The sequence below is a fragment of the Paenibacillus nasutitermitis genome (assembly GCF_014641075.1).
GTDB lineage: Bacteria > Bacillota > Bacilli > Paenibacillales > Paenibacillaceae > Paenibacillus_Z > Paenibacillus_Z nasutitermitis.
Window position 1 is genome coordinate 838,607 of record NZ_BMHP01000001.1, and the last position, 17,858, is coordinate 856,464.

The 17,858-nt window shown below is 42.0% G+C and carries 16 protein-coding genes; 13 read left to right on the forward strand and 3 right to left on the reverse strand.

Annotated features, from left to right (window positions below):
* Positions 1-172: 172 nt before the first annotated feature.
* The 4 genes from IEY46_RS36235 (at position 173) to IEY46_RS03445 (ending at position 2,798) form a co-directional block, all read left to right on the forward strand.
* A complete protein-coding gene (locus IEY46_RS36235) occupies positions 173-541 on the forward strand; it encodes a hypothetical protein (RefSeq protein ID WP_229750039.1) in 369 nt (122 codons plus the stop codon).
* 492 nt (positions 542-1,033) lie between these two features.
* Positions 1,034-1,363, forward strand: coding sequence for a low molecular weight protein tyrosine phosphatase family protein (locus IEY46_RS03435; RefSeq protein ID WP_373288783.1), 330 nt, complete (start codon positions 1,034-1,036; stop codon positions 1,361-1,363).
* A gap of 223 nt (positions 1,364-1,586) precedes the next feature.
* A complete protein-coding gene (locus tag IEY46_RS03440; protein WP_188989146.1) occupies positions 1,587-1,832 on the forward strand; it encodes a hypothetical protein in 246 nt (81 codons plus the stop codon).
* Between the two features lie 336 nt (positions 1,833-2,168).
* Positions 2,169-2,798: a GyrI-like domain-containing protein gene (locus IEY46_RS03445; RefSeq protein WP_188989148.1), complete on the forward strand. Its 630-nt coding sequence runs from the start codon at positions 2,169-2,171 to the stop codon at positions 2,796-2,798.
* A gap of 108 nt (positions 2,799-2,906) precedes the next feature.
* On the opposite strand, the gene IEY46_RS03450 is transcribed toward IEY46_RS03445, so the two are convergent.
* A complete protein-coding gene (locus IEY46_RS03450) occupies positions 2,907-5,030 on the reverse strand; it encodes a heavy metal translocating P-type ATPase (protein ID WP_188989150.1) in 2,124 nt (707 codons plus the stop codon).
* Positions 5,031-5,213: 183 nt separating this feature from the next.
* On the opposite strand from IEY46_RS03450, the gene IEY46_RS03455 reads away from it, so the two are divergent.
* Together IEY46_RS03455 and IEY46_RS03460 are read left to right on the forward strand one after the other, a co-directional pair.
* Positions 5,214-5,894: a DsbA family protein gene (locus IEY46_RS03455; protein ID WP_188989151.1), complete on the forward strand. Its 681-nt coding sequence runs from the start codon at positions 5,214-5,216 to the stop codon at positions 5,892-5,894.
* A 21-nt stretch (positions 5,895-5,915) separates the two neighbouring features.
* Positions 5,916-6,320, forward strand: coding sequence for a disulfide oxidoreductase (locus tag IEY46_RS03460; RefSeq protein ID WP_188989153.1), 405 nt, complete (start codon positions 5,916-5,918; stop codon positions 6,318-6,320).
* Positions 6,321-6,604: 284 nt separating this feature from the next.
* On the opposite strand, the gene IEY46_RS03465 is transcribed toward IEY46_RS03460, so the two are convergent.
* Both IEY46_RS03465 and IEY46_RS03470 read right to left on the reverse strand, forming a co-directional pair.
* The gene (locus IEY46_RS03465) at positions 6,605-7,963 is read right to left on the reverse strand and encodes a sensor histidine kinase (RefSeq protein WP_188989155.1); all 1,359 of its coding nucleotides are present in this window, start codon (positions 7,961-7,963) and stop codon (positions 6,605-6,607) included.
* Positions 7,953-8,651 carry a response regulator gene (locus IEY46_RS03470; RefSeq protein ID WP_188989157.1) on the reverse strand — a complete coding sequence of 233 codons (699 nt, stop codon included), beginning with the start codon at positions 8,649-8,651 and terminating at the stop codon, positions 7,953-7,955. The genes IEY46_RS03465 and IEY46_RS03470 overlap by 11 nt, the downstream gene beginning before the upstream one ends.
* A 265-nt stretch (positions 8,652-8,916) precedes the next feature.
* Here IEY46_RS03470 and IEY46_RS03475 point away from each other — a divergent pair, with 265 nt between their 5' ends.
* The 7 genes from IEY46_RS03475 (at position 8,917) to IEY46_RS03505 (ending at position 17,785) form a co-directional block, all read left to right on the forward strand.
* Positions 8,917-11,019: a multicopper oxidase family protein gene (locus tag IEY46_RS03475; protein WP_188989159.1), complete on the forward strand. Its 2,103-nt coding sequence runs from the start codon at positions 8,917-8,919 to the stop codon at positions 11,017-11,019.
* Between the two features lie 298 nt (positions 11,020-11,317).
* Positions 11,318-12,154: a nucleotidyltransferase domain-containing protein gene (locus IEY46_RS03480; protein WP_188991650.1), complete on the forward strand. Its 837-nt coding sequence runs from the start codon at positions 11,318-11,320 to the stop codon at positions 12,152-12,154.
* Positions 12,155-12,373: 219 nt separating this feature from the next.
* Positions 12,374-13,861: an FAD-dependent oxidoreductase gene (locus IEY46_RS03485; RefSeq protein WP_188989160.1), complete on the forward strand. Its 1,488-nt coding sequence runs from the start codon at positions 12,374-12,376 to the stop codon at positions 13,859-13,861.
* Positions 13,862-13,903: 42 nt separating this feature from the next.
* Positions 13,904-14,500, forward strand: a complete 597-nt coding sequence (locus IEY46_RS03490) for a TetR/AcrR family transcriptional regulator (RefSeq protein WP_188989162.1) — start codon at positions 13,904-13,906, stop codon at positions 14,498-14,500.
* Positions 14,501-14,525: 25 nt separating this feature from the next.
* Positions 14,526-15,422, forward strand: coding sequence for an SDR family oxidoreductase (locus IEY46_RS03495; protein ID WP_188989164.1), 897 nt, complete (start codon positions 14,526-14,528; stop codon positions 15,420-15,422).
* A gap of 61 nt (positions 15,423-15,483) precedes the next feature.
* Complete coding sequence (locus IEY46_RS03500) at positions 15,484-16,479, forward strand: NADPH:quinone oxidoreductase family protein (RefSeq protein WP_188989166.1); 996 nt, start codon at positions 15,484-15,486, stop codon at positions 16,477-16,479.
* A 238-nt stretch (positions 16,480-16,717) separates the two neighbouring features.
* A complete protein-coding gene (locus IEY46_RS03505; protein WP_188989168.1) occupies positions 16,718-17,785 on the forward strand; it encodes an amidohydrolase family protein in 1,068 nt (355 codons plus the stop codon).
* Positions 17,786-17,858 lie beyond the last annotated feature (73 nt).

A 17,858-nucleotide genomic window follows, 5' to 3' on the forward strand; every position in this document is an offset into this window, starting at 1 on the left:
TCATTTGTTGAAGCATTAGACCAGGCGGTCTCGCTTTTAAAATTTGAATGACCTACCCATTGCCGAATGATTGACTATATGAAGTATCCTTGTTTTCTAAGACTTTGTGAGCCTCTTTTTTTAAATTCCCAATATTTACAATACTTGTTATAATGGAAAGGCAGTCACCAGGATGTTAGATGTACGATTACTGGATGTAATAATCAACAAATTTGGAGGTCAGATGATAAGGAAGTTAAATTACACAAAACCAGTCATAACCGATCTACATTATGATAAACCGGAATGGATTACGAACGAAGTTATTCGGAAGGAATTCATATGTCTATCTTTCGAAACTGACACACAAGAAGTTGAATTATTTTTAATCCATCTATTTGGTTTCAACCAGATCAATGTGGATCAATCGATTCAACTGTCTTTCGATGAATTGTTTAAGCAAGACGAAGTCGCTCTTTCTGGTGGGATTGCTTTCTTTGAAGATGAGAAAAAGTATGTTTTGCCAAGCTGCTGCTGCGGACTAGAAGATTTTCTGAAGTAATTAATGCGATAACAAAAAAACAAAGCCCATGGATGGGACATGATCCTGCGCCATGTATTACATATAACAACTTACAAGTATTTGTTTGGCCTGATGATCCGGAAGCGATCGGAAGAAATACAAATAATTGCATCCAATATTCGTATCCAGAATTACTCGAAAGTCTTGATGAAACTCGAAAAGATGTACAAAGTTTTATTGAAGGGCCATTATTTAATTGGATTGAAAGGAAAGATAGTGAAATTGCAAATACGATGAGAGATAAGATGAAGAAATGGATAACGAAGACTTAAATTGATTTTGAATATACAAGGAGAATGCCTGTGACCCAATACAATGCTTCTGACATGATGCGAGCTTATGCAGAATATGCCTTAGATCTCGCGGAACAGTTAAAAGTAAACTTGGATTTCTCGGAAGAAAGTTTAATGGACTTGAATCACATTAGGCCCTTCTGCTCAAGATATTCGGGGAAGGGGCTAGATGATAACGATTAAACTATTGTTTGTTTGCAGTAGAAATAAATGGAGAAGTTTAACAGCAGAGAAGATTTTTGAACAATTCAATATTTATGAAGTAAAATCAGCAGGAACGGAAGAGGGGGCAAGAATAAAAGTAAATGCTGGACATATTGGCTGGGCAGATTGGATATTTGTTATGGAGAAAAAACATGAAAGAAGACTTAATGAAAAATACAGGCAAGAACTGATTGGAAAACAAATAGTACGACTGGATATACCCGATGATTATGGATTTATGGATGAAGAGCTGATTGAAATCTTAAAGAGCAGAGTATCTGATTATATGGAAATACCTGAATGAAGTAAATAGGAATCGTGATAGGACGTATGCAGCATGCATGCGTCTTTTTGCGTTTGATTTCTACAATATTCGCCATGAAGTAACAAGAAGTCAAGAAAAGTAAAAAGAATGCAATCGATATAGATAGAGGCAGACAGGAATAGGAAGGCATGATAGCGAACTGGAAAACAGATGTCATTTTAATTCAATAAAAGGATGTGCTCTTATCATAAATATTCGTGCCTTGCTGCGCAGAATGACGATCTTTCTCAAGCTGATTTTGACTTTTCTCGTGGCGATTGTACCGCTCTTTGTCGTCAGCCTGCAGTTCAACCGAATGGGTGCGGAGAGTGTGCGCAAAGAAATATGGGGCTCCATGGAGACGCGTCTTCGCTTCGAGAGATCCGAATTGCTTAACATGAATATGGCTCTGTACATGCCGGAGGAGCAGGTTCTTGGTCCCCTGAACCAATACCGGACCTGGTTCTGATGATTCTTATGTAGTGAAAAATCTTATCATGAAGAGGGACTTCATCAGAGTGAAGCATGGGATATACCGGCTATGATGAACCAGATTAAACTCAGTACCTATATCAATGAGTGTATACAGACTGGATTTCGGATGGAAAGAGTGGTCGAAGATGTGGTTCTGCCAGAGCATACTGAACCAGATCATCCAATGAGATGGTACTCGCTTGAAAAAGCATCACTCATTCCTCCTGCATTTATTGTGAAATGTTCCAAACCTCAAATCGTAACCTGACACACTGTTGTCATCTTACGTGTTATATACTGATGTCAAAAGTATATAAAGGAGCGAATGGCCATGAGCAAAAAAATAGAATATAAAAAAGATTATAAACATCTTTATCTGCCAAAAAGCATTCCGGTTATTATGGATGTCCCTGAGATGCCATTTATGATGATTGAGGGTACAGGTGATCCAAATGGAGAGGAATTTGCCCGAGCGACAGAAGCATTATATAGCTTAAGCTACGCGGTTAAAATGTCCTATAAAAATGAAGATGTACCTGTGGGTTACTATGAATATACCGTTTTTCCGCTTGAGGGAATTTGGGACTTAATTGATAAAACAAAGCCGGCGACAGACAAAAATAATCTGAAATACACCATTATGATACGCCAGCCAGACTTTCTGACTGATGAATTATTCATGAAATTTGTGGAGCTGACCAAAAAGAAAAAGTCAAATCCCTACCTTGATCATGTAACATTCGGTAAAATTACGGATGGCTTATGCTGCCAGGTGATGCACACAGGAAGTTTTGATGATGAACCGGAAAGCTTTGCGAAGATGGAGGAATATTGCAAGGACAACCGCTATGTTCGTTCTGATTTAACCCACAGGGAAATTTATCTGACCGACCCGCGCAAGACTGAAATGCTGAAGATGAAGACAGTTCTAAGATTCCATGTAAAAGCAATAATGAACTGATCACCTAGATCTTGCTTCTGAAAGGCAATGGGCATTGATGCGCCGCTGATGAAAGCAAAGCAAAAAGCCGTTAGAATAACTCTAGCGGCTTTTTGAGTACTTACATTATTATTTTCCAAGATGCTTTTGTCTTTCAATTAATATGGTTAAACTAACGAGCGTAACAAATATGGTAGCTCCCATATCGGAGAGAATGGCAATCCATAAAGTGAGCCATCCGGGTATGGTAAGCAAAAGCGCTATTACTTTCAGCCCAAGTGATACGATAATGTTGAAACGAATAATACGATTTACCTTTTTGGCAACCGAAACGGCTTCCGGAAGTTTGCCCAGGTGATCCTGCATCAAGACGATATCCGCTGTCTCGATAGCACTATCTGTTCCTTTGCCCATCGCAATGCCTAGCTGCGCAGAAGCGAGGGCGGGAGCGTCATTAATACCATCACCAATCATGGCGACATGATGATTCACCGAAAGCTCTTTAATTCGTTTTACTTTGTCTTCCGGAAGCAAATTCCCGTAAAATTCAGAGACTCCAACGGCCGAGGCCACTTTCTCTGCTGTTTTCTGATGATCGCCAGTCAGCATGACGGTGCTTTTAATTCCTATTTTGTGTAAGGCTGCAATTACATCTCGGCTTTCTTCACGAATTTCATCTGCAATTCCGAACATACCGATTACTTGTCGCTCGTCTGCAACCAGAACAAGGGTAAGTCCTTCTTCTTTCAATTGTTCAATGCGGGTTTGTATAGAATCAGGGATGGCGATGTGGGCAATGCTTTTTTCATTCCCAAGCCAGTACGTTTGACCATCCACCATCGCTTTAATCCCTCGACCAGTAATCGTTTGGATTTCATCCGGTTCTGGAGTGACGATGTTTCTTCTGTCTATTTCTTTCATAATCGCTTTCGCCAGCGGGTGAGAAGATGACTTTTCGATTGCTCCGGCAACAAGGAAGAATCGTTCTTCATCATAGGACTCCAATTGAGCTACATGTGGTTCACCTTTGGTTAATGTCCCTGTTTTATCAAAGGCAAGCGTATCGATCTTGCCGAGCTGCTCCAGGAACACACCGCCTTTGACTAGTACGCCGTTCCGCGCGTTTCTCGTAATTCCTGAAACAATCGCAATAGGGGAGGAAAGAATCAGCGCGCAAGGGCAACCAACAATTAATACGGATAAACCTTGATAAAGCCATGTCATCCAATCTCCTTGAAAGAGGAGTGGAGGTATAAGTATGACAAGAGCTGCAACAATCATAATGAGCGGTGTATAATACTTCGCGAATTTATTAATAAAGAGTTCAGTTGGTGTTTTTGTTTCTTGTGCTTCTTGAACGAGATGAAGAATTTTTGCTAAGGAAGAATCCTTATAGGCTTTTTCTATACGTACGAGTAGAAGCCCTTCATTATTGATGCTTCCACCATATACAAGCTCACCGGATTCTTTCTCTACCGGAAGTGATTCGCCAGTAATGGCAGCCTCATTAACCGAGCTCTTTCCTTCTGAGACGATACCGTCCGAAGGGATTTTTTCACCTGGCTTAATCTTCACCAAATCACCGGCTTGTAGAGAGGAAATCGGAACGATGATTTCTTGACCGTTCTCCATCTTCAAGGCTTCCTTTGGAGCAACTTGCAGTAAAGCTTCCATGGAACGGCGGGCTTTTTCCATACCGTAGCCCTCGAGTAATTCATTAAGCCCGAACAGGATCGCAACAAGAGTAGCCTCTTTCCATTCCCCTATGGATACGGCGCCCACTAAAGCAATGGTCATTAAAGTATCGATATTAAATTTTAATTTGAATACGTTTTTCAAACCTCTTAAGAAAGTTGTGTAACCACTTATGATGGTGGCGATTAAATATAAAAGAACGACTGCTTGTTTATCAAGGACACCATCCAGCAGTAAGGCTGCAGCATAAATAACACCGGATGAGATGAGCATTTTAAGCATCTTCGCATTACCTTCAGTATGGCTGTGATCATGTCCATCATGATCATGGTCACTGTGCTCGTGCCCAATATTTGTTTCCGAGCTCTTCTCAATATAAGCATTGTCTGATTTCAAAATCTTTTTGACATCAGTTATTGAGACTTGTGGATTTACCGTTAACTTTCCAGAGTTATAGCTTAGTTTGGCATCTTCACCATGCTCCAATTGTTGAATTTCTTCTTCAATTCTTTGGGCACAACCAGCACAAGAAAGCCCCTTTATCCGATATTCATTCATAAGACATCCTCATTTCAAAACGATATATGAATACTTGTTCATATGATATTCGATTCCATGATTTATGTCAAACTTATTCACTCCTATTATTTTAGTGAAGTGAAAATTTTATTTGTGTATTGAATGATTATTTGCTCATGTGTTAATCTTTTGAGTGTGTCTATTAAATAGTTGAGGTGGATTATGAACAAAAAAAGTAAGAAATCGCGCAGTTTAGTTCTTTATACCTTGGTGGTTATCGTATTGTTTGTGGCCTTGTTCGCTATAAATCAGGCAACAAATAAAAAAGATAATATGAATCAAACGACGACTGCAGAAGCCCCATCTACGACTTCACAGCCTGTAATGGGAAATGAAGATGCCAAAGTTTCCATTGTTGAGTTCGGTGATTATAAATGTCCATCCTGCAAAGCGTGGGGCGAACAAGTTTGGCCGCAATTAAAGAAAGAGTATATTGATTCAGGAAAAGCAAAATTTTCGTATACGAATGTTCTATTTCACGAAGAGGAATCAAAATTAGGTGCTCTAGCTGGAGAAGCCATATTGAAGAGTAACCCGGAAGACTTCTGGAATTTTCATAAAGCATTATTCGATGCGCAACCAAAGGATAACCATGATGGACTTTGGATAACAGAAGAAAAACTGTTAGAGGTCGCTAAGCTTTCTGTTCCTGCAATTGATTTAGAGCAATTCCAACTGAACTTCAAATCAAGTGAGAATCAAGCTTCGGTAGATCTAGACCAAAAATTAGTGGAACAGTTCAATATTAAACAAACCCCAACGATTATGATTAATAATATCGTGATTGCTAATCCGTTTGATTATGCTGCAATTACAGCAGCCATAGAGCAAGAAATGAAATAATTCGAAGAGGAGTAAGGGGTAATGGGGATTAGGCAATATACCTTGTATATGGCATGGATTGTAGCTGTCGTTGCAACACTCGGCAGTCTTTATTTCAGTGAAATTAGAGGTTTTATCCCTTGTGAGTTATGCTGGTATCAACGCATTTTAATGTATCCGTTGAGTTTGATTTTAGGGATCGCAGCTTTTTATGAGGAATACAAGATTAAGAAATATGTGTTACCGTTATCCATTATGGGTATTTGTGTATCCTCCTTCCACTACATGGAACAAAAAATACCAGGATTTGCGGCGATTAAACCATGCACGCAGGGTGTCCCGTGCAATATCCAATATATTAATTGGCTTGGATTTGTTACTATTCCTTTCTTAGCGCTGTTAGGGTTTAGTCTTATTACTCTGCTTTTGCTTATGAAGAGAAAATAGCCCTGAAGGAGGATTACAAGTGTCGCAGGTTATTGTCTTTTTTGCCATTATTACTATTGTAGCGGTTATATTGCCTCTCATCGTTGTAAAGTCTGTGAGATCGTCCCAATCCGGCCAGACGACTAAAAGACAAATTGAAAGAAATGATGATGAAATATGAAAGTATTCTAAAGAACTTATTGGAGGGTTATGCCGAAAACAATCGAATTAAACTATGATTCATAGTCTAATAAACCGCAACGGTAAAAGAAACAGATGGCAAAGAATTATCCTGGGGGCTTAGCTCAGTTGGGAGAACACATCGCTGGCCCGGCCACGAAAGGCAAAAATATCAAGAACGTTGTACCTTCCCCCGCTTTGCTGCGTACTTCAATCCAGCCTTGATGTACAAGAATGTTTTGCTGGGCGATAGCCAGACCAAGACCGGTCCCGCCGTTTGGACGAGTCCTTGAATGGTCAGCCCGGTAAAATCGGTTGAAGATATGAGGCAGGTCCTCATCGGGTATACCGATTCCGTTATCCTCGATCATGATCCGGACATGCTCAACCTGTCGGTCCTTCATCACTCGTTCTATACGTATTTGAACTTGTCCACCGTTGTTCGTGTAGTGAATCGCATTAATCAGAATATTGTAGAGTGCCTGAACAATGCGATGTTTCTCTATGGACACCTCAATAACATCCTCTGAAAAATACGCGGATAAGCGGATTTGTTTATCTTCCGCCAGAAACTGGATTTTCTCGATCAATTCCTCCATAATCGCGACAATATTCTCCATTGCCGGGCGGAGTTCTGCCCCGCCAGCCTCCAACCTGGATAAATCCAATACATCATGGACCAATCGATTTAGCCGTAATACTTCGTCGAGAAGAGACGATATTTTCTCCGAAGAAAGGGACGTCTCGAGCTCCTGGGCAAGTTCCATTTCCCCCTGCATGATCATGAGCGGGGTTTTCAATTCGTGTGCAACATCGGATAGCAGTTGCTTACGGGATTGTTCATGACTTGCGAGACTGACGTTCATCTCCTGAAGCGCTCGGGAAATTTTCCCGAATTCGTCTTTTCTGTCGACAGGTAGCGCCACTTCAGGCGTTCTTTTCTTGATCATGTCGATTCCCTTCATGATTTTACCAATAGGAACGGTTAGTCTCCAAGACAATAGGAAGATGGTAACCAGAGCGGCAATACAGGTAAATAACAAGGATACACGGAGAATATTTGGGAAAATGCCATACCACATGGATTTGAATTCATAGGTCTTGTACTGGCTTTCATTCATCACGTAAATTCGGCCAATCTTCTGGTCATTTGCATGAAGGACCAGTGGGAAGCCTCCCTCCCGAAGATCCTCTTGCTGCAGCTGTCCTTTTCGATAGATCGCTTCCCCGTCTATAACTAGGGCGATTTCAACAAAATGTTGAGTATATGCGAACTTGTTATGTTCCACGCCTTCCCAAGATTCATCATGACTTGTGTAGTATTGCTCAAACTCCCCACGCAAGGATTCGAAAATGGCTTTCTTTTCAAAATAAGAATAATCACGAGCTATGTAAAATTGAACATGTGTGACTAAAAACAAGACAAGCAGGATGAATGAAATCAGAATGCTCATCGACAGAATCAACTTGGTTCTAATTTTCATGCTTTGCCCCGAAACGATATCCAAACCCGTAAACCGTTTGGATGTAAATGGAATGATCGATATCGTCCTCTATTTTTTTGCGCAGCTTGCTAATATGGGAATCTACGGTACGTTCATCAATGACGAATTCCTCTTCGAAGGCGTGCTGAAGCAATTGCATCCGGCTGTATACCCGCCCAGGCTTCGATGCCAGCAGATGAAGGAGCTTGAATTCGGTCGGAGTTAACCTCAGTTGCTGATCCCCTTTAAATACTTGCAGACTTTCTTCATGAATGATTAAATCTCCCCTTCGGAGCACGCTGCCCTGCCCGCCGCTATCCCCTCTGTTCATGCGCCGCAATAAAGATCGGATTCGTGCGGATAGCTCCCTCAGGCTGAAGGGCTTCGTTAAGTAATCGTCCGCGCCCATTTCCAAGCCGACGATTTTATCCGTTTCCTCGTTTTTGGCCGTCACCATGATGATTCCTGGCTCGCCTATTTGTCTGAAATGACGGCATGCATCCAGACCGTTCATGTGTGGAAGCATCCAATCAAGGACGACAATATCCGGCTTGTTCTCAGCGAATAGCTGCACGGCAGTTTTTCCGTCTTGAGCTGTGATGATGTCATAACCTTCGGTCTGAAGAAAGGTTTCCATTAACGATAAGATCTTTTCTTCATCTTCCACGATTAAAACTTTGATCCCCATTTCCGTCTCCCCATCTCATACGCTTCATTTTCCCTATTATACAACATGTTTATCGGATGAGTTAAGGCATCACAACCTCTCCAGATGTCCTCCATAAGTTCGCAACATTTCAGTGTTAGCATAGGTTTCAGATCGTTACAGATGGCGTTGGAAGGAAGTAATTCTCGAAGGAGCCACAGCAAACATCATTGCGCTTGTTTGTAGGACGGCAATCTCCTATTTCAAACCGTTCGGTAAAATTAAAACAAAGAGGTGAAAGGTAACCGTGTTCGAAACAATTGCAAGCATCTTATTATCTTTCGCTATGACGGCATTATGGTTGGTTGCCGGTATAGTTGTGACGGGACTTCCTTATGTTAAAAACAATCAACATCTGAAAAGCTGGAGAATCTTCCTGCTCTGGGTGAGCTGCATCGCTCTTGTCCTTGGTGTGTTATGGGCCATCTTGATCACAAGCCTGTTCTTGCGAAGTGGATGGATATTCGTAGAAGGCACAATGAAAGCGATTGTTCCTGCCCTGTTCATTAGCTATTTGCCCGTCGCTATTTACACATTGCCCAAATTAAGAAGCTTGGGACAATCCAATAAAGAAAAACCTGCGGCAGACACATTAGCTAAAGCAGCCCATCCTATGGTGGTTATCCCTATTTATGCGGCGGCATTAGCATCCGGTCTATGTGCTGCTAGCCATATGTTTGCACAACCCGTCCTGCCAAGCTTAGTTGAAATTGTACAAAGGCCTGTCCTGCTCCTTCTAATTCTGGTCGTACCCTCATTCTTTGTAATGAGAAGGTATAGTACGGTTCTCAGAGGCGAATTCATCCTGCATAAATTGTGGAAGCGATTATTGAAGCTTGGGTTGGTGAGTGCGTTGACGGCAGGTGTTGTGATTGTGATCTTTGTCATTCAAGTTCTTATCGGAATAAATTCGTCCAAATTGCCGGAAGCCTCCGATATGATGAACCATCATTTAATGGATGAAGGGGGTGGAACACCTACTATGCTAACTGGTAATCAGATGAATCAGGATCATTCCAATCATTCCAATATGGTTGAGGTGGCAGCGTTGACGGGAGATGTTTCAGCTCCGGCAGATATCAAGTTTGAACTCGTCGCACAGAAGCGGGAAATAACGCTTGCTTCCGGTGCCAAGATCGATACGTGGACCTACAACGGTGAAATAGCCCCTGAGCTGCGTGTGCGTTATGGAGATATGGTGGAGGTCAAGCTGGTTAACAAGGATGTTGACAAAGGAGTCACCATACATTGGCATGGTTACAATGTGCCGAATGCGATGGATGGCGTGCCTGGAATGACCCAGAATGTTGTTAAGCCGGGAGAATCCTTTACCTATAAATTTCGAGCTGCTCAGGAAGGAACCTATTGGTTTCACTCTCATCAGCAAGCCGCAGAGCAAGTCGAGAAGGGGCTGTTCGGTTCGCTCATTGTCGATGCTGTCAATGAAACAGAGGTTTACGATGAAGAGATAACGGTAATCAATCATAGATGGGATACAGACCAAGGGGATAAGATCGCCTTTGGGAACCACGATCAGACACAATTGAAGCAAATCGAGACAGGTAAGAAAGTAAAGCTGAGAATCATTAATACGCATAATCTCTCTCGTAAATACTATCTTCAAGGAGTCGATTATCAAGTCACGAGTATTGACGGTGTACGAATTAAAGACCCGGATACCTTGTCCGATCGGACGGCATTCCGACTTGCGTCCGGTGGAAGATACGATATTACCTTTACAATGCCGAATCATCCCGTCTTGTTTAAGATTGGCGATTATAACGACGCTGAGAATCCCAGTATTATTTTCTATAGGGATGCCCCACCAATGAAACCGAGCTTCAAAGCCGAATCGAACTTGTTTGACCCGTCACAATATGGGAAACCTGTAGAGAATGATTTAACCTCGACCACAGAGTTCGATAGGGGATTTACGATGATACTTGGAAATCGGATGGGATTTTATAACGGACAATTTCATTTTCTATGGACGATTAATGGAGAAGTCTACCCTAATATACCAACCTTTGTTGTCAAAGAAGGCGAGAAGGTCAAAACTACCTTTGTGAATAGAAGCTTCGCAGAACATCCCATGCATCTCCATGGGCATCATATGACGGTATTAAAGAAGAACGGCAAGAAAGTAAAGACTCCATGGATGACAGACACTTTAAACGTATATGCAGGTGAGACCTATGAAGTGGCATTTATCGCCGATAATCCAGGGATGTGGATGGACCATTGCCATAACCTTGACCATGCGGCGACAGGCATGATTTTGCATCTGATGTATGACAATGTGCTTCCTTCGTATGAAGTAGGAACGAGATCCGGGAATTTGCCGGAATAATCATGAAGATGAAGCGTCTTTCACGTAGATACGGTGGATAGTGGGCAGTGTAACAAACCAATGTGGGAGAGCGCTTGAATGGCATGCAAAAAGTCTGCGGTTCGATCCTAAAAGAGAGAGAAAGTATTAATCAATCGTGTCCGGGTAGGGTCTTTATGTGGAAGGCTCTGTTAAATTGATATTTGATAGATTTTCATATTCTAGATAAAATCATAATAAGAACGAAATGGAGCGTGCAGAAATGGATAAGAAAAAAGAATAAAGTGCAATTATTTTTGAATTGGAGCGTGAAGAATTTATGACTGTACAACAGGTTATTAATCAAATAAGTAATGAGCTTAGTGGAGTTAAGGGCATTGTGGGCGTAGTTTTAGGAGGTTCACGGGCAAGAGGAACGAATCATGCTACTTCTGACATTGATATTGGGATTTATTATGATGAAACGGCAGGCTTTGATGGAAGTGAAGTTAGTAAAATCGCTACAAAATTAGATGATGAACATAGGGAGAATATCATCACATCTTTAGGAGAATGGGGTCCATGGGTAAATGGTGGGGGATGGCTCATTGTTCAAGGATATCATGTGGATTTTTTATTCCGTGATGTAAAACGTGTATCACAGGTTATGGATGACTGTTTGATGGGAAAGGTTTCTCCCCATTATCAGACTGGACACCCCCATGCTTATATTAATGTTATGTATTCGGGGGAAATCTCAATTTGTGAAATATTATTTGACCCCACCAATCAAATTGCCCAACTAAAAGCTAAAACCATGCCGTATCCAAAACCATTAAAAGATGCAATGATTGGATATTTTATGTTTGAATCATCTTTCTCCTTAATGTTTGCTGAGAAAAATGTAGATAAGGATGACATTTCGTACGTTGCAGGCCATGTCTTCCGCTCTATTTCATGTTTAAATCACGTGATATTTACATTAAATGGAGAATACTGTATCAATGAGAAAAAGGCAGTTCGGATGATTGAAGGTTTTAATGCAAAACCCAATGATTATAAGAAAAAGATAGACCAAATTATTACTTTGATTTCATCAAATCAAGACCGTACAAAGGAAGGTATTGGAGTACTTCAAGAACTCATTTCAGAAACAGAAAGATTATTAAACAAATAGTTGTTCATAAGGACATAAAGAAGATGGGGAACCTTTTGGGATGGGGTTCCCCTTATTTTTTTTCAGCAGGATTCTTAAATGCCGACATTTTAGTGTAATCGTGGTTGACAGATTATAAAAATTACCATATTCTAAGATTGAACGGTCGAACCAATCAACAAACAATTTACAGTTTCAACAAAATGAACAGCATGAATTCACAATTGGAGGGATAGTATCATGAGCGAAACGAATGTAGCGGTTAACCAAGGAAAGTCAGAACGTGCCATTATCATCGGGGGAGGAATTGGGGGGTTACTTGCTGCAAAGGTGCTTTCCGAGTACTACAATGAAGTATTGATTGTCGATAAAGATGACCTCCCTGAAAAACCTGAGAATCGTGCCGGCACTCCACAGGATAATCAGCCACATCGTCTAACACCTCGCGGGGGCATGATTATGAACCGTCTCTTTCCTGGATTTAACGATGAATTACTGGCACAGGGTGCACCGTCATCACTTAATAAAACCGCTCATCTGAGCAATCCATATGGAAGCCACGCTATGCCAAACTCAGAGAATGAAGCTACGTTTAGCAGAGCCTTGCTGGAATGGGTCTTTCGTGAACGCGTAAAGGGGATTGCGAATGTTCAGGTCCTTCCCAAACAGGACGTGATTGGTTTGCTGACAAATACGGAACGAACCATTATTACGGGTATTTCCATACGAGATCGAGGTCAATCCAGACAGCAGAAAACACTGACAGCGGATCTGGTATTGGATTCCAGCGGACGTTCTTCCAAGCTGGTGACATGGCTTCAGGAGCTGGGTTATACTGTACCTAAACCTGACATTCTAAAGGTTTCTCTTGGATATAGTACCCGGCATTATCAGATTCCTCCCCATATAGCAGATAAATGGGATGTCATTCGGGTAGATGGGAACCCCAATAAGAAGGAATTCACAGGAGTTTTTTCCATTGTTGAGAATAACAGAGCAGAGGTGCTGCTTTGGAATGCGGGTGGAAACTATCCTGCCACCAAAGCTCAAGAATTTGAACAAACCGTTGCCCAGCTTGCAGATCCGCTAATTGCGGAAGTTGTGAAGGAACTCGAACCGCTCACATCGCCCCGAAGTTATCGGATAACCGAATTGTTCCGTCATCACTTTGAATCAATGGAACGATGGCCATCTGGACTGTTAGTTATGGGAGATGCTCTGTGCAATTTTGATCCGATATATGGTCTTGGAATGACTATGGCAGCGATCCAAGTGGATATGCTGGACAATTGTTTAAGCGAACAACGGACAAATCCCAAAGCCTCTTTTGAACAAAACATACTCCAAAGACTTCAAGATGTGATTGAGCCCGCTTGGTGGTTGAATTGCGTGTCTGATTTACAATGGTCAGGCGTAGAATACGAGGGTCAACCAATGGTCGGGATTGATTTTGCCCAAAAATACTTTAATGTGTATCTTCAACAAGCAACTGTGAAACGTGATTTTGAGCAAATATTATTGTATTGGGGTGTGAATTCATTATTGTTCTCCCCAGCTTTAATGATGAATCAACAAATGGTAAGCTCTATTCTCGCTGATGCATCTACCGCAGACAAACAATGGTTCACTGATTTTTTGCAAAAAGAGGGCCAATCATTAGAAACGTATTTGGCCAGTTTGCCTTCCTTCTCTGAAGCCTCCTTTGTGTCCTTTTCACCGGAAAGTTAACGTGCACATGCTATTCATGAATTGAAAAAGGAGCGAAATACATTGTCACCTTTGAACGAAGAACAGCTACAACATATTCGTGATGAACGAAAAGAACAGATCATGGAAGCAGCTCTTAAGATCTTTGCACGCAGAGGCATCATTGGGACAAAATTGAGCATGATCGCCGCAGAAGCAGGTATGAGTCAAGGTCTTCTATACCATTACTTCAAATCAAAGGATGAGCTGTTCGTTATTCTGATTCAGCAGGCGATCCAAGCATCAATCGATAATATGAAGACCATTTATCAATTACCTGGATCACCAATCGAAAAATTAAGAACCTTTACCCGGCTTGATAATGAGGGTCAGCTTTATTTCATGCTGATCCACCAGGCTCGTACATCGGACGGAGTACCTGAGAAAGCCAAACAGCTTATTGAACAGTACTCCTTGGAATCCTATGTTGTCGATATATTGGAACCATTATTCATTGAAGGACAGGAAGCGAAGGAATTTGCACCAGGTGATCCGCGGAAGTTAATTTCCTCCTATTTTACAGTTGTTTCTGCATTAATGACCTTGAATATTCACGAGGATGAGGCTTATGAAATGCCGGAGGTAGATCTTTTATTGCGGATTGTAACAGGACGTCCTTAATGCTAAAAACAAGGAGATTATTATAATGGCTACGAAATGGTCGGTACGAGGCAAATACGTCGTGATTACAGGAGTAACCAGCGGCATTGGCCTAGCTGCAGTCAAGGAGCTTGCGTCTCTAGGTGCAAACCTGGGAATCATCGCACGAAATCAAGCCAAGGCGAATGAAGTAGCAGCCCAAATTAAAGCATCAACCAGCGGAAATATCACTGTTGATGTGTTTCTGGCCGATATGTCTTCCCAGCAGTCTATACGCAAAGTGGCTGCAGACATTCTGGCCAAGTGTCCCCGAGTGGATATGTTGATCAATAATGCCGGTGCTATGTTCGAAACGCGGCAGCTGACTATCGACGGTATCGAGATGACTTGGGCTGTTAATCATTTAGCTCCGTTTCTATTAACGACACTGCTCCTCGATCGGCTGAAGGAAAGCGGGAAAGCCCGGATTATTACAACCGTATCCGACAACCACATGATGGCGAAGAAGGGGATTAATTTCGACGATCTCAGTGCGGAACATCTCTATCGTTTCCCCAAAAGGTTAATGGGAGGTCCTACCTATCGTTACGGCGAAACCAAGCTGGCCAGCATCTTGTTCACTCTAGAATTAGCGAGGCGGCTGGAAGGTAGCGAAGTTACGGCACACTGCTTCCATCCGGGTCTAGTAGCCACGAATTTCAACAAAAACAATGGAATAATGGCTCGTTTAACCATGTCCGTAATGAAAATGTTCTCCATCAGTCCCGAGAAAGGTGCAGAAACTCTAATATGGTTGGCGAACACAGATGAGATTCCCGGTCATAGTGGCAAATACTATACCGACATGAAATTAGGAGCTCCATCTGTGCCCGCCCAGGACGTTGAAAGCGCAAAACGATTGTGGGAGATAAGTGAGAAACAGATCCGGGCCACTGAAAAGTAGTGATTCAATGCTGCAGGGCTAAGGTGCTGCACACTATTTCGCAGTTGAAAGGAGTAATGACATGCAACCATTTCGTGCACTCGTTGTAAATAAACAAGACGGTCAATTTTCTATTGCAACGCAAAAGCTGACCCTTCATGATTTGCCAGAGGGGGAAGTACTGATTCGCGTACATTATTCTGGTGTGAACTACAAAGATAGTTTAGCTGCTATTCCGAACGGAAACATCGTCAACACCTACCCCTTTGTTCCTGGAATTGATTTGGCAGGTATCGTTGTCTCATCGGAAGATCCCCGTTTTCAAGAAGGTGACGAAGTTATAGCGACAAGCTATGCGATCGGTGTTTCCCATTTTGGTGGCTATAGTGAGTATGCTCGTATTCCAGCTAATTGGATTGTTCCACTTCCCAAAGGTCTTTCGTTAAAAGAAGCAATGATTATCGGAACAGCTGGATTTACTGCGGCATTATCCGTTCAGCGGCTGGAGGAAAATAAGGTTACTTCCGAAATGGGAAAGGTTCTCGTAACAGGTGCAACTGGGGGCGTTGGAAGTTTTGCTGTCTCTATTCTCTCGACTCTCGGATATCAAGTCGAGGCAAGTACGGGCAAAGAATCGGAACACGAATATTTGAGAAAAATCGGGGCTGCTACGATTGTCTCGCGTGAAGAGGTCTATGGTGGAGATATCAGAGCATTAGGCGAGAAGAAGTGGGCTGCTGCTGTCGATCCCGTTGGCGGCGAACCGCTTGCAGCTGTCTTAAGCCAAATTCAATATGGCGGTTCAGTGGCTGCCAGTGGACTAACAGGGGGAATAAATTTATCTACTACGGTCTTTCCTTTTATCCTAAGAGGTGTAAATTTGCTCGGAATCGACTCTGTATATTGTCCCATGGAGACTCGATTGAAAACGTGGGCTCGTTTAGCTACTGACTTCAAACTAGCAAACCTGGAAGAACTCGTTCAACAAGAAGTCACACTGGAACAACTTCCCGACGCTCTTCCTACCTTGCTAAAAGGTCAAGCACGAGGAAGAATACTTGTCAAAATGGTGAAATAAAGCGACCAGGTTAAGAAAGCTCATGCAGACAATAAAGCATGGGCTTTTTTTTGTGTGCCAACGATGTCATCTAATGATTAGGAAAGGTCAAATGATGATTATTTTAAGCGCACTATTCAACGTTCTCCCCGTTCGTTTACTGGTGTTTGAATAAAGTCATGAAGTGATTATTTTTAGAAAGTGCTTTCTTTAATAAGCTAGGAACATCTCTTCATCCAATAACTGCGAGGTGTTTGAAATGAGTAATCAACCATTACTAATTGATACTGATGTCCATAATGGCATTAAGAGCCCAAGGGATTTACTTCCATATTTATCGAAAGTCTGGCATTCACAATGGTTGGCGTCTGGAACGGGTCTAGGGCAGCCGTATTATTCACCGGTTGGTGTACTTAGACAAGACGCAGTTCCTGATGATGGCTCGACTTCAGGCAGTGATCCTCATTTTATGGTGAAAGATCATGTTGAACGATTTGGTTTTGATTATATTGTGTTGACAGGCCAAAGCATACTGGAATTGTCCTTGCACCCTGATATTGATTATGCAAACGCAGTGGTTTCAGCTTACAATGATTATTTAATTGAGCAATGGCTAACTGTAGATAAAAGGTTCAAAGCAGCGATGGTTATTAACCATTCCGATCCTCACCATGCTGTTAAAGAAATCGAACGTATTGGATTGCACCCTGATATCGTTGAAGTCATCATGTGCAGTGCTGCCAATAAATTGTATGGTCATCGTGTTTATCACCCAATATATGAGGCATGTGCAAACATGAATTTACCCATTGCGATACATCCGGGCACAGAAGGAAGAGGTCAGACGGGTGCTCCAACTGCCTCAGGTTATCCTTCCCGTTATATGGAATGGCATAATATACTACCAACGAATTATATGGCGCATGTAAATAGTCTTGTTTGTGAGGGTGTTTTCGAAAAATTTCCGGAGTTAAAAGTAGTTGCCATCGAAGGCGGCATAGCATGGCTGACTCATCTCATGTGGAGAATGGATAAAAACTATAAAGCGCTTCGAGATACTACACCTTGGCTGAGAAAAATGCCTTCTGACTATATAAGAGAGCATGTCTTTCTTACAACGCAGCCTATTGAAGAGCCAGAAAATCCGCAACATTTAGTTGATATTATTAAAATGTGCAGGGCAGAATCACAAATTTTATTTTCAAGTGATTACCCTCATTGGGATTTTGATCATCCCAAACTGGCATTACGTTCCTTTCCCAAGGATCTTAAGCAGGCCATAATGGGTGACAATGCAGCCAAACTATATGGCTTAACGCGAGTCTAATTATAAAAAGGAGGGGTACTTTGAGAGCGCCATCATTGCAAGTGATAAAAGACATACGTAAAGACTACTGGCT

Coding starts and splice junctions, on each gene's coding strand:
- IEY46_RS03470 (WP_188989157.1), bottom strand. CDS start 8,651: ATGGGGATCAAAGTTTTAATCGTGGAAGATGAAGAAAAGATCTTATCG.
- IEY46_RS03455 (WP_188989151.1), top strand. CDS start 5,214: ATGAACAAAAAAAGTAAGAAATCGCGCAGTTTAGTTCTTTATACCTTG.
- IEY46_RS03465 (WP_188989155.1), bottom strand. CDS start 7,963: ATGAAAATTAGAACCAAGTTGATTCTGTCGATGAGCATTCTGATTTCA.
- IEY46_RS36235 (WP_229750039.1), top strand. CDS start 173: ATGTTAGATGTACGATTACTGGATGTAATAATCAACAAATTTGGAGGT.
- IEY46_RS03500 (WP_188989166.1), top strand. CDS start 15,484: ATGCAACCATTTCGTGCACTCGTTGTAAATAAACAAGACGGTCAATTT.
- IEY46_RS03460 (WP_188989153.1), top strand. CDS start 5,916: ATGGGGATTAGGCAATATACCTTGTATATGGCATGGATTGTAGCTGTC.
- IEY46_RS03445 (WP_188989148.1), top strand. CDS start 2,169: ATGAGCAAAAAAATAGAATATAAAAAAGATTATAAACATCTTTATCTG.
- IEY46_RS03505 (WP_188989168.1), top strand. CDS start 16,718: ATGAGTAATCAACCATTACTAATTGATACTGATGTCCATAATGGCATT.
- IEY46_RS03495 (WP_188989164.1), top strand. CDS start 14,526: ATGGCTACGAAATGGTCGGTACGAGGCAAATACGTCGTGATTACAGGA.
- IEY46_RS03450 (WP_188989150.1), bottom strand. CDS start 5,030: ATGAATGAATATCGGATAAAGGGGCTTTCTTGTGCTGGTTGTGCCCAA.
- IEY46_RS03485 (WP_188989160.1), top strand. CDS start 12,374: ATGAGCGAAACGAATGTAGCGGTTAACCAAGGAAAGTCAGAACGTGCC.
- IEY46_RS03480 (WP_188991650.1), top strand. CDS start 11,318: ATGACTGTACAACAGGTTATTAATCAAATAAGTAATGAGCTTAGTGGA.